General features: G+C 70.0%; 6 protein-coding genes. 4 read left to right on the forward strand and 2 right to left on the reverse strand.

What is annotated here, in order from left to right; all coding sequences use genetic code 11:
• Positions 1 to 3: 3 nt before the first annotated feature.
• Both HPS01S_RS02300 and HPS01S_RS02305 read right to left on the reverse strand, forming a co-directional pair.
• Positions 4 to 2,661: a circularly permuted type 2 ATP-grasp protein gene (locus tag HPS01S_RS02300; RefSeq protein WP_084396952.1), complete on the reverse strand. Its 2,658-nt coding sequence runs from the start codon at positions 2,659 to 2,661 to the stop codon at positions 4 to 6.
• Positions 2,662 to 2,684: 23 nt separating this feature from the next.
• Positions 2,685 to 6,203 carry a transglutaminase family protein gene (locus HPS01S_RS02305; protein WP_066150582.1) on the reverse strand — a complete coding sequence of 1,173 codons (3,519 nt, stop codon included), beginning with the start codon at positions 6,201 to 6,203 and terminating at the stop codon, positions 2,685 to 2,687.
• Between the two features lie 125 nt (positions 6,204 to 6,328).
• Between HPS01S_RS02305 and HPS01S_RS02310 the strand changes: the two genes are divergently transcribed.
• The 4 genes from HPS01S_RS02310 to HPS01S_RS02325 are packed head-to-tail and all read left to right on the forward strand — an operon-like array spanning position 6,329 to position 12,040.
• Entirely contained in the window at positions 6,329 to 8,701 is a 2,373-nt protein-coding gene (locus HPS01S_RS02310) for a ComEC/Rec2 family competence protein (protein WP_066150585.1), read from the forward strand.
• A gap of 45 nt (positions 8,702 to 8,746) precedes the next feature.
• Positions 8,747 to 10,186, forward strand: coding sequence for a circularly permuted type 2 ATP-grasp protein (locus HPS01S_RS02315; protein WP_066150587.1), 1,440 nt, complete (start codon positions 8,747 to 8,749; stop codon positions 10,184 to 10,186).
• A gap of 12 nt (positions 10,187 to 10,198) precedes the next feature.
• Complete coding sequence (locus HPS01S_RS02320; protein WP_066150590.1) at positions 10,199 to 11,158, forward strand: alpha-E domain-containing protein; 960 nt, start codon at positions 10,199 to 10,201, stop codon at positions 11,156 to 11,158.
• Positions 11,159 to 11,203: 45 nt separating this feature from the next.
• Positions 11,204 to 12,040 (forward strand): transglutaminase family protein, encoded by an 837-nt coding sequence (locus tag HPS01S_RS02325; protein ID WP_066150593.1) that lies wholly within the window; start codon positions 11,204 to 11,206, stop codon positions 12,038 to 12,040.
• Position 12,041 lies beyond the last annotated feature (1 nt).

A 12,041-nucleotide genomic window follows, 5' to 3' on the forward strand; every position in this document is an offset into this window, starting at 1 on the left:
GGCTCAGACGCCGACGCTTTGCGTCTTGCGGTCGGCGTGGCTGAAGTGCAGCCGCGTGATTTCGTCGGACAGCTCGGCCGCCGCGGTCTCGCAGCCGTCCAGCAGCTCGGCGAGGGTGCTGTAGCGCATGGTCTGCCCCTCGCGCTGCCAGCTGCTCAGCTCGGTCAGCACCCACACGTCGGGGTCGGGCAGGCCCTGGGCCAGCACCGCGTCCTGTGGCGTGGCGCTCTGCGAGAGCTTGGCCAGCCGCGAGCGCAGGGTCTGCACCACCCAGGCGATGGAGCGCGGGTTGTCCCGGTCCATCACCAGGAGATCGATCAGCGCCACCATGTCGCGCCGCTGCTGGTACTGGGCGTGGAAGGTGATGGTGCTGTCGAACAGCGCGACCACCGACTCGAAGCCCGTCGGGTCGTCCATGCAGCGGTGCTCCAGCCCGAGCGAGAGCGCGCGCGAGAGCGTGATCAGCCGCTCGATGTGGCGACCCACGGACAGCAGGCGCCAGCCGTTGTCTCGCACCATGCGGTCGGTTTGCGCGCCGGTGATGGCGGCCAGCCGCTCGCTCAGCGCCGCGAGCGCGGCCAGCGCCTCGGCGGTGCCGTACTCGGCGTCGGCCGCCATGGCGGCGCAGTCCTGCGCGAAGCTGGCCTCGGCGTGTTCGATCAGGTTCCAGTGTTCGGGCGAGAGCCGGTCGCGCACCTGGGCGGCCGCGCCCTTGAGCGCGCGCAGGTTGTGGCCCACGCTGCAGCTCTGGCCCGCCAGGGGCGAGCCCGGCGCGGGCGACAGGCTGGCCATGAGCGAGCGCGCGAACACGCGCGCGGCCTGCTCGGCGCCGGGCACGTCGTCCAGCACCAGGGCGTTTTCGCGGGCGGTGGCCGAGAGCCAGGCCAGCAGGGCGCGCGAGCTGGGCTCTTCGCCACCAAGGTGGTCGAGCACGATGCGCGCGAGCCGCACCGCGTTTTCGGCGCGCTCGGTGTAGCGGCCCAGCCAGAACAAGTTTTCGGCCGCGCGGCTGGTGACCGGGCGTTTCTGGTGCGCCAGGGCCAGGGTGCTGGGCTGCGACTGCAGCAGGCTGGTGGTGTCGACCTCGCCGTCGGTCATCACCCAGCAGTCGGCGCTGGATCCGCCGCGCTGCATGGACGCCATCAGCTGACCGCGGGGCGCCAGCCGCACCAGCCCGCCGGGCAGCACGCGCCAGCTCTGCGGCCCGTCGGCCAGCGCGAACACGCGCAGCATGGCCGAGCGCGGCAACAGGCGCTCGCCGGTCCAGGTGGGCGTTTGCGAGAGCGGCAACCAGGACTGCACGGTGTAGTCGTCGGGGTGGCGCACCATGCGGCCCGACCATTCGTCCAGCTCGCGGGCGTTCAGGCTCTGGCCGATGGCCGTCTCCAGACCCGAGCCAGGGTAGGTGGGTTTGATCACGCCGCCCTTGAGCAGGGGCAGCACCTCGCGCAGCGCAGCGTCTTCGCCGCACCACCAGGTGGCCAGCGAGGGCAGTTCCAGTTCCTCGCCCAGCAGGTGGCGGCTGATGGCGGGCAGGAAGCCCAGCAGCGCGCTCGATTCCAGCGGCGCCGAGCCCGGTGCGTTGGCCAGCAGCAGGTTGCCCGCGCGCAGCACCTGCAGCAGGCCGGGCACGCCCAGGCCGGAGTCCGGGCGCAGCTCCAGCGGGTCCAGCCACTGGTCGTCCACGCGCTTGATCAGCGCGTGCACCGGCTCCAGCCCCTTGAGCGTCTTGAGGTAGAGGCGCTGGTCGCGCACCGTCAGGTCGTTGCCCTCGACCAGGGTCAGGCCCAGGTAGCGCGCCAGGTAGGCGTGCTCGAAGTAGGTTTCGTTGTAGGGGCCGGGCGTGAGCAGGGCGATGCGCGCGTCCTCACCCTCGGGCGACAGCGCCTTGATGCCGTCCATCAGCGCCCGGTAGCTGGCAGCCAGGCGCTGCACCTTCATGCCGGCAAAGGCCTTGGGGAACTGCCGTGCGATGGCGATGCGGTTTTCCAGCAGGTAGCCCAGACCCGAGGGCGCCTGGGTGCGCTGGCCGACCACCCACCAGCGACCATCGGGACCGTGCGCGAGGTCGAAGGCGGCGATGTGCAGCCAGGTGTTGCCCGGCGGCGTCACACCCTTCATGGCGCGCAGGTAGCCTGGATGGCCCTGGGCCAGCGCCGTGGGCAGCAGGGCGCGGCGCAGCAACTCCTGCGGGCCATAGAGGTCGGCCATCATGCCGTTGAGCAGGCGTGCGCGCTGCAGCACGCCGGCCTCGATCTGTGCCCATTCCCGCGGGTCCACGATCATGGGGAACAGGTCGAGCGCCCAGGGGCGCTGCAGGCCGCTGGCGGCGTCGGCGTAGACGTTGTAGGTGACGCCGTTGTCGCGGATCTGGCGCTGCAGGTTCTCGGCGCGGCGGTTCAGGTCGGCCAGACCGTCGGTACCTACGTGGTCGAAGAAGCGGCCCCAGCGCGGGGCCAGGGCCCGCGGGTCGCCGCTGTCGCGCAGCTCGTCGCGGTGCCCGGCGTCGGCGGGCACCGACCACGACAGGGCCCAGTCCCCGGGGGATTCGGGGCTGAGTTCGTCGAACAGGTTGTCTCTGGATTCTTCCGGGGTCACGGCTCTGGAGTATGCCCGTGGCTCCTTCTTTGGGGGACCCCGGGGCGGTTCGGGCCGTTGCATCCTTCAAAGACCCGTGGCTGCGATCACTGGCGCAAATCCAGCGTGAACGGGAACTCCCGGCTGGGTGTCGCGGCGTTCACCACCAGCTTGCCCGCGGTGTGGCCCATCTGGAAGAAGCGCGAGAGGCGCCGGCTTTCGGCCTCGTAGGCGTTGATCGGGAAGCTGTCGTAGTTGCGGCCGCCCGGGTGGGCGACGTGGTACTGGCAGCCGCCGAGCGACTTGTGCATCCAGGTGTCGACGATGTCGAAGGTCAGCGGGGCATGCACGCCGATGGAAGGGTGCAGCGCCGACGGCGGGTTCCAGGCCTTGTAGCGCACGCCGGCCACGTGTTCGCCCGCGGTGCCGGTGGGCTGCAGGGGCAGGGCGCGGCCGTTGCAGGTGATCACATAGCGGCTGTCGTTGTAGCCGCTCACGCGCACCTCGATGCGCTCCAGCGACGAGTCCACATAACGCACCGTGCCGCCGGGTGCGCCTTCTTCACCCATCACGTGCCAGGGCTCCAGCGCGTTGCGCAGCGTGAGTTCGATGCCGCGCGCGGCCACCTGGCCCACCAGCGGGAAACGGAACTCGAAGTGCGGCTCGAACCAGGCCATGTCGAAGCGGTAGCCCACCCCGGCCAGATCGGCCAGCACGTCCTCGAAGTCCATGCGGATGAAGGTAGGCAGCAGGAAGCGGTCGTGCAGCTCGGTGCCCCAGCGGGTGAGCTGGCCGCGCCAGGGCTGCTGCCAGAAGCGCGCGATGAGGGCGCGCAGCAGCAGCTGCTGGGCGATGCTCATGCGGGCGTGCGGCGGCATCTCGAAGGCGCGCAGCTCCAGCAGGCCCAGGCGGCCGGTGGACGAGTCGGGCGAGTAGAGCTTGTCGATGCAGAACTCGCTGCGGTGGGTGTTGCCGGTGACGTCGATCAGGATGTTGCGCAGCGTGCGGTCCACCAGCCAGGGCGGCATGTCCTGGCCGAAGCGCTGTCGGTTCTGTTCGATCTGGTTGAGCGCGATCTCCAGCTCGTACAGCTGGTCGTTGCGCGCCTCGTCCACGCGCGGGGCCTGGCTGGTCGGGCCGATGAACAGGCCGCTGAACAGGTAGGACAGCGATGGGTGGTTGTGCCAGTAGGCGACCAGGCTGCCCAGCAGCTCGGGCTTGCGCAGGAAGGGCGAGTCCGATGGCGTGGCGCCGCCGAGCACGAAGTGGTTGCCGCCACCGGTGCCCGTGTGGCGGCCGTCGGTCATGAACTTCTCGGCGCACAGGCGCGTCTGGTGCGCCGCCTCGTAGCGGAACTCGGTGCGCTCGACCAGTTCGGCGAAGCTGCTGCTGGGGTGGATGTTGACCTCGATCACACCGGGGTCGGGCGTGACCTGCAGCATCGTCAGGCGCGGGTCGCGCGGCGGCGGGTAGCCTTCGAGCACGATCTTCACGCCAAGGCGCTCGGCTGTGTCCTCGACCGCGGAGAGCAGGTCGAGGTAGTCCTCCAGCCGCTGCATCGGCGGCATGAAGACGTAGAGGTGCTGGACCTTGCCGCCGCTGGCCTTCTCGGCCTTGGGGCCGTTGGCGCGCTGCGGGTCGCGCGCCTCCACCACCAGCGCGGTGCGGGTCAGCCAGGCGGCCGACTCGCCGCGCTGCGGCAAGCGGGACGAGAGCTGCTGCGCCGGGGTCGAGCCCGGGTGCGGGTGGCCGCGGCGCAGGCCGAGTGCTTCGGTTTCGTTTCCCGGCCCCTGTTCGTCGAACCAGTCGGTGCCTTGCAGCGAGACGGTGCCGCCTTCGGCGAAACCGCCACCCACGGTGTGCGGGTGCACCTGGTGGCGCAGCGCCGCGCCGGTGGGCAGCGGGTCGCGCGCACTGTGTGGGTCCTGCTCGATGTGGTAGGGGTAGTCGCCCATCGACACCCAGGGCAGCGAATCCAGCGGCAGCCGGTAGCCCATGGGCGAATCGCCTGGGATCAGGTACATGCGCTCGTCGCGGAAGAACCAGGGGCCGGTGGACCACACGGTGCCGCTGACGCGGTGGTAGCTGCTCTTGCCGTTGTTCGAGAGCGGGCCGTGGCCCGAGGCCTGCAGCGGCAGCACGTAGCCCACGGTGGCGTCCAGGCCCTGGCCGAACACGCGGCGCAGGCGCTGGCGCTCCAGCTCGTCGTCGAGCTTGGAATCGAACGGGTCGACGTTGACCGGCAGGCGCCGCTCGCGCCACAGGTAGTACCAGGTGTCCTCGTAGCCGGGGGTGATGTACTGGGGCGACAGGCCCAGGCGGCGCGCCAGCGCCTGGGTGAAGCGCTGCGCGTCGTCGGCGCTGTAGTGGGCTTCGTCGCGCTCGTCGGCCAGCAGGGCTGGGTTGCCCCAGCAGGGTTCGCCGTCGGCGCGCCAGAACACCGACAGCGCCCAGCGCGGCAGCTGTTCGCCCGGGTACCACTTGCCCTGGCCCATGTGCACGAAACCGCCGTCGCCGTAGCGCTCGCGCAGGCGGCCCAGCAGCTCGGTGGCGTAGCCGCGCTTGGTCGGGCCCAGCGCGTCGGTGTTCCATTCGGCGGCGTCGCGGTCGCTCACGGCCACGTAGGTGGGCTCACCGCCCTGGGTCAGCCGCACGTCGCCCCTCACCAGATCGGCGTCGACCTGCTCACCCAGCTTCAGCACCTCGGCCCACTGGTCTTCGGTGTAGGGCTTGGTCACGCGCGGCGATTCGTAGATGCGGGTGACGGCCATGTGGTGGCTGAACTCGACCTCGCATTTGTCCACGCCGCCTTCGACCGGCGCGGCGCTGGAGGGCTGCGGCGTGCAGGCCAGCGGGATGTGTCCTTCACCTGCCAGCAGGCCCGAGGTCGGGTCCAGCCCGATCCAGCCGGCGCCGGGCAGGAACACCTCGCACCAGGCGTGCAGGTCGGTGAAGTCCTTCTCGGGGCCGCTGGGGCCGTCGATGGCCTTCACATCGGGCGTGAGCTGGATCAGGTAGCCCGAGACAAAGCGCGCGGCCAGACCCAGGTGGCGCAGCAACTGCACCAGCAGCCAGCCCGAGTCGCGGCAGGAGCCGCTCTTGAGCGTGAGGGTGTCCTCTGGCGTCTGCACGCCCGGTTCCATGCGGATGGTGTAGGCGATGTCCTTCCAGAGCTTCTGGTTGATGCCGACCAGGAAGTCGATGGTCCGCTGCTCGCTGCGGTCGACCTGCTCCAGATAGCCCTTGAGCAGGGGCGTCATCGGTGCGGTGGCCAGGTAGGGGGCCAGTTCCCGCTTCTGGGATTCGTCGTAGGTGAAGGGGAACTTCTCGGCGCGTGGTTCGAGGAAGAAGTCGAACGGGTTGTGCACCGCCATCTCGACCACCAGGTCGATCGTGACCTTGAACTCGGTGGTCGGCTCGGGAAAGACCAGGCGCGCCTGGTAGTTGGCGAACGGGTCCTGCTGCCAGTTGATGAAATGGCCCGCCGGTTCGATCTTCTGCGAGTACGACAGCACCTTGGTGCGGCTGTGCGGTGCCGGCCGCAGGCGGACCACCTGCGGGCCGAGTTTGACCAGGCGGTCGTACCGATAATGGGTGATGTGGCTCAGGGCGACATGGATGGCCATGCTGGGGTCACTTTCAACAGGGAGTCACAAACAATGAAAACGCTGCCAGGGCGGGCTGCCGCGCGCGTTCGACAAAAACTAGCAAGTCCCGCGCCACGGCGCACGGCCCTCTGGCAGGCGGGCTGATGCACCCGCTGTGGGCGGTGCTGCCCGGTGCTGTGCTGGGCGTGGCCCTGCAACTGCTGCAGGCCCGGCTGTGGCCGGTGGCGGGGTACGCGGGGCTGCTGGCGGCGGCGCTCTTGCTGGCCGGCGTTGCTGCACGGGTCGGGGCCAGGCGACGTGCCGGGCTTGCGCTGGGCGCCGCCCTGCTGGCGGGTGCGCTCGCGGCAGCCGGAGCAACGGGCCTGCGCGCTGCGCGCCACCAGGCGCAGGCGCTGGCCACCGGTCTGGAAGGCGTGAACCTGGTGGTCACCGGGCAGGTGGCCACCATGCCCCAGCGCGGCGCCGACAACGACCGCTTCGAGTTCACCGTCGAATCGGCGACGCGGGACGGCCAGGCGGTGGACCTGCCGCCACGGTTGCTGATCAGCGACTTCCGGGGTCGGGGGGCGGGACGCACCTGGCGCGCGGGCGACGCCTGGCGGCTGACGGTGCGTCTCAAGCGTCCGCACGGTGCCTCCAACCCCCATGGCTTCGACCGCGAGCGCTGGCTCTGGGAGCAGGGCATCGGCGCCACCGGCTACCTGCGCGATGGCCCGCGCGACCCGGCGCCGCTGTTCCTCGGGACCAGCGGCAGCCACCCGGTCGAAGCCGCGCGCCAGTGGGTCGCCGGCCGCATCGCTGCGCGTGTGCAGGACCCGCGCAGCGCCGGTGTGCTGGCGGCGCTGGTGGTGGGTGACCAGGCGGCGATCGAGCGCAGCGACTGGACCCTTTTCCGCGACACGGGTGTGGCTCATCTGATGAGCATCTCCGGTCTTCATGTCACCGTGTTTGCGTGGCTGGCCACGGCGTGCATCGGCTGGGGCTGGCGGCGCTGGGCCCATGCGTGGCCGGGGGTGCTGCTGGCGGTGCCGGCACCGCGGGCGGCGGCCTGGGGTGGTGTGGCGGCCGCGGCGGCCTACGCGCTGTTTTCGGGCTGGGGCGTGCCGGCGCAACGAACGGTTCTGATGCTGGCGCTGGTGGTGGGGCTGCGGCAGGGCGTGCGCCAGTGGCCCTGGCCCCTGGTCTGGCTGCTGGCGATGGTGGCGGTGCTGGCGTTGGACCCCTGGGCGCTGGTGCAGCCGGGGTTCTGGCTCAGCTTTGTGGCGGTGGGCATCCTGTTCGCCTCGGGATCGCGGCAGAAGGCGGGGCCGGTGCGCCGCCTGCTGCGCGAGCAGGCGGTCGTCACGGTGGCGCTGGCGCCGCTGGGGGTGCTGCTGTTCGGGCAGCTGTCGCTGGCGGGGCTGGTGGCCAACCTGCTGGCCATTCCCTGGGTGACGGGTGTGGTCACGCCGCTGGCCATGCTGGGCGTGATCGTGCCGCCGCTGTGGGATCTGGCGGCGTGGGCCGTTCAGGGGCTGGTGGTGTGTCTGGAGTGGCTGGGCGGCTGGCGCTGGGCCACGCTGTTTCAGCCCATCCCGCCCCTGCCGCTGGCGCTGTGTGGAGTGGCCGGCGGGCTGCTGCTGGTGCTGCGCCTGCCCTGGTCGTTGCGCTCGGCCGGGCTGGTGCTGCTGGGGCCGATGCTGGCCTGGACACCCCAGCGGCCTGAGACCGGCGAGTTCGAGGTGCTGGCGGTGGATGTCGGCCAGGGCAGTGCGGTGCTGGTGCGCACCGCCGGCCACAGCCTGCTCTACGACACCGGTCCGCGCTACGGCCCCGGCAGCGACGCCGGCGACCGGGTGGTGGTGCCGCTGCTGCGCGCGCTGGGCGAGGCGCCCGACACCGTGGTGGTGAGCCACCGCGACAGCGACCACTCGGGTGGTTCGGGCGCGGTGCACGCGGCCTGGCCAAGGGCGCGCTGGCTGTCCTCGTTCGGCGAGGGTGAGCGCTGCCTGGCCGGTCAGCGCTGGCACTGGGACGGGGTGGACTTCGAAGTGCTGCATCCGTCGCCGGAACACTTTGACGACACCGGCCAGGGACGGCTGCCGAGCAACGCCATGTCCTGCGTGCTGCGCGTGGGCAATGGCCGGCGCTGGGCCTGGCTCAGCGGCGATCTGGATGCCGAGCGCGAAACCCGGCTGGCGCTGGCGCAGCCACAGTTGCGGGCCGACCTGCTGCTGGCACCGCACCACGGCAGTGCCTCGTCCAGCAGCCCGGTGCTGCTCAACACCCTGCGGCCTTCGGTGGCGCTGGTCCAGTCGGGCTACCGCAACCGGTTCGGGCACCCGGCACCGGTGGTCCGGGACCGCTACGACGCGCGGGGCATGCGGTGGGTGGCATCGCCCCAATGTGGTGCGGCTCTGTGGCGCAGCGATGGGCCCTTGAGCGTGCATTGCCACCGGGATGCAGTGCGCCGCTACTGGCACCATCCGGGTGCGCCTGTGGCGGACGAGGGCGATGAGGCGGACCCCGGCGGGTGACCACTGGCCCGCTCCTTGCTATGCTGGGTGCAGGAGAAAAAGCCCATGAGCCGACCGATGTTTGACGAAATGAACGCCTCGCCCACCGAGGTGCGGGCCCACTACCTGAACTACGCACGGTGGCTGGCACAACAACCCGAGGAAGTCATGGCATCGCGCCGCGAGGAGGCGGAAATGATCTTCCGCCGCGTCGGCATCACCTTCGCGGTCTATGGCGCCAAGGACGAGGACGGCGCCGGCACCGAGCGCCTGATCCCCTTCGACCTCATCCCGCGCATCATTCCCGCCCACGAGTGGAAGAGCATGCAGGCCGGGCTGGTGCAGCGCGTGACCGCGCTCAACCGCTTCATCCACGACGTCTACCACGACCAGGAGATCATCAAGGCGGGCCACATCCCGGCCGACCAGATCTTCCAGAACGCGCAGTTCCGCCCCGAGATGATGGGCGTGCAGGTGCCCAGCCAGATCTACTCGCACATCGCGGGCGTCGACATCGTGCGGGCACCGAATGCGCAAGGCGAGGGCGAGTACTACGTGCTCGAAGACAACCTGCGCGTGCCCAGCGGCGTGAGCTACATGCTGGAAGACCGCAAGATGATGATGCGGCTGTTCCCCGACCTGTTCGGCCAGAACCGCGTGGCGCCGGTCGCGCACTACCCCGACCTGCTGCTGGAGACCCTGCGCGCGGTCAGCCCCGCCACCACCGCCGAGCCCACGGTGGTGGTGCTCACGCCCGGCATGTACAACAGCGCCTACTTCGAGCATGCGTTCCTGGCGCAGCAGATGGGCGTGGAGCTGGTCGAAGGCCAGGACCTGTTCGTCAAGGACAACTTCGTCTACATGCGCACCACCAAGGGCCCCAGGCGCGTGGACGTGATCTACCGCCGCGTGGACGACGACTTCCTCGACCCGCTGGTGTTCCGCCCGACCTCCACACTGGGTTGCGCCGGTCTTCTCGGCGTCTACCGCAGCGGCAACGTGACCATCTGCAACGCGGTGGGCACCGGCATCGCCGATGACAAGTCCATCTACCCCTACGTGCCCAAGATGATCGAGTTCTATCTGGGCGAAAAACCAATCCTGAACAACGTGCCGACCTTCATGGGCCGCAACCCCGACGACCTGAAGTACATGCTCGACCACATGCACGAACTGGTGGTCAAGGAAGTGCACGGCGCGGGCGGCTACGGCATGCTGGTCGGCCCCGCTGCGACCAAAGCCGAGGTGGACGAGTTCCGCGCCGTGGTCAGGGCCAAGCCCGACGGCTACATCGCGCAGCCCACGCTCAGCCTCTCGACCTGCCCGACCTATGTGGACAGCGGCATCGCCCCGCGCCACATCGACCTGCGGCCCTTCGTGCTCAGTGGCAAGGAGGTGCAGATGGTGCCCGGTGGCCTGACGCGCGTGGCGCTGAAAGAAGGTTCGCTGGTGGTCAACTCGTCGCAGGGCGGTGGCACCAAAGACACCTGGATTCTGGAAAACTGAGAAAGACACGACATGCTTTCGCGTACCGCCGACCACCTTTTCTGGATGTCCCGCTACACCGAGCGGGCCGAGAACACCGCGCGCATGCTCGATGTGAACTACCAGACCTCGCTGCTGCCGCAGTCCGCCGCGGTGGCGCAGGTGGGCTGGCAGGGCCTGCTGTCGATCAGCGAGCTCATGCCCAGCTACACCGCCAAGTACGGCCATGACATCACGCCGCGCAACGTCATGGACTTCATGGTGCGCGACGAGTCCAACCCGTCGTCCATCGTGTCCTGCCTGCGCGCGGCGCGCGAGAACGCGCGGGCGGTGCGCGGCGCGCTGACCACCGAGCTGTGGGAGACGCAGAACGCCACCTGGCTCAAGCTGGCGGGATACCTCAAGTCCAGGGACTTCGAGCGCGACCCGGGCGCCTTCTTCGAATGGGTCAAGCACCGCTCGCACCTGTCGCGTGGTGTGGCGGTGGGCACCATGCTGCAGGACGAGGCCTTCCACTTCTACCGCATGGGCTCCTTCCTGGAGCGGGCCGACAACACCGCGCGACTGCTGGATGTGAAGTTCCATGCGGTGCACAGCGACTTCTTCGGTGCCGCCAGCGAGCAGGATCAGGAGTACGACTTCTACCACTGGAGCGCGATCCTGCGCTCGGTGTCCGGCTTCGAGGTCTACCGCAAGGTCTACCGCGACGTCATCACGCCCGAGCGCGTGGCCGAGCTCCTGATCCTGCGCCCGGACATGCCGCGCAGCCTGGCCGCCTGCATGAACGAGGTGGTGGCCAACCTGAGCGTGGTGGCCAACGAGATCTCAGGTGAAACCCAACGCCGCGCCGGCAAGCTCAAGGCCGACCTGCAATACGCGCGCATCGACGAGATCCTCTCGACCGGCCTGCACGCCTTCCTCACGCAGTTCCTCGACCGGGTGAACGAACTCGGCGGCCGCATCAGCCAGGACTTCCTGGTGCCGAGTCACTGATCCGGACGGGTACCATGCGGGTCCCCGGCGCGAACCGGAACCCGCATGAAACTCGTCATCCACCACCACACCCGCTTCCGTTACAGCCAGCCGCTGCTCCACACGGTGCAGTCGCTTCACCTGTGGCCTGTGAGCAGCGCCTGCCAGAGCGTCGAGCACTGGGAGCTGCGCGTGCCCGGCACGCTGTGCAGCCAGCCCGACATCGAGGGCAACCGTGTGCACAGCTACTCGCTCTCCGCGCGGCCCGAGAAGAACCTGCGCGAGAACAGCGTCACCGCCCGGGGGACCGTGGTGACCCACGGGGTGGCCGAGTTCACCGATCCGCCGACCCTGCCGCCGCCCGGCTTCTACCTGCGCTCGACCCCGCTGGCCGAGCCGCACCCGCGCATGGCCATGTGGGCTTTGCAGGCGGTGCCGGGCCTGATGGCCGCGCGTGGGCGGGGTGAACGGCCGAGCACCGCCGACCTGGTGGCCCTGGCCGGCGCCGTGGCCGACAAGGTGCAGTACCGCAAAGGCAGCACCGGGGTGGAGACCACCGCACTGGAGGCCTTCGACTGGGAGCTGGGCGTGTGCCAGGACCAGGCGCATGTGATGGTGGCGGTGTGCCGCAGCATCGGCCTGCCGGCGCGCTACGTCAGCGGGTATTTCTACGCCGCCAACGAACCCGATCTGGCCAGCCACGCCTGGGTGGACGTGTGCGTGGACCCGGCGAACCGGCGCTGGCTCAGCCTGGACGTGACCCACCGCTGCCCGACCGACGAACGCCACATCCGCCTCGCGGCTGCCACCGACTACAGCGCCTGCACGCCGGTCAAGGGGCTGCGGCGAGGCGGGGGCGACGAGGACATGGCGGTGGACATCCGCATCGGCCCCTGGATGTGAG

Origin of the sequence: Hydrogenophaga pseudoflava NBRC 102511 (genome assembly GCF_001592285.1) — a bacterium.
Classification (GTDB): domain Bacteria; phylum Pseudomonadota; class Gammaproteobacteria; order Burkholderiales; family Burkholderiaceae_C; genus Hydrogenophaga; species Hydrogenophaga pseudoflava.

What these genes read in the sequence shown, in the direction of transcription:
- HPS01S_RS02315 (WP_066150587.1), top strand. Translation starts at nt 8,747, where the DNA reads ATGAGCCGACCGATGTTTGACGAAATGAACGCCTCGCCCACCGAGGTG.
- HPS01S_RS02310 (WP_066150585.1), top strand. Translation starts at nt 6,329, where the DNA reads ATGCACCCGCTGTGGGCGGTGCTGCCCGGTGCTGTGCTGGGCGTGGCC.
- HPS01S_RS02320 (WP_066150590.1), top strand. Translation starts at nt 10,199, where the DNA reads ATGCTTTCGCGTACCGCCGACCACCTTTTCTGGATGTCCCGCTACACC.
- HPS01S_RS02300 (WP_084396952.1), bottom strand. Translation starts at nt 2,661, where the DNA reads ATGCAACGGCCCGAACCGCCCCGGGGTCCCCCAAAGAAGGAGCCACGG.
- HPS01S_RS02305 (WP_066150582.1), bottom strand. Translation starts at nt 6,203, where the DNA reads ATGGCCATCCATGTCGCCCTGAGCCACATCACCCATTATCGGTACGAC.
- HPS01S_RS02325 (WP_066150593.1), top strand. Translation starts at nt 11,204, where the DNA reads ATGAAACTCGTCATCCACCACCACACCCGCTTCCGTTACAGCCAGCCG.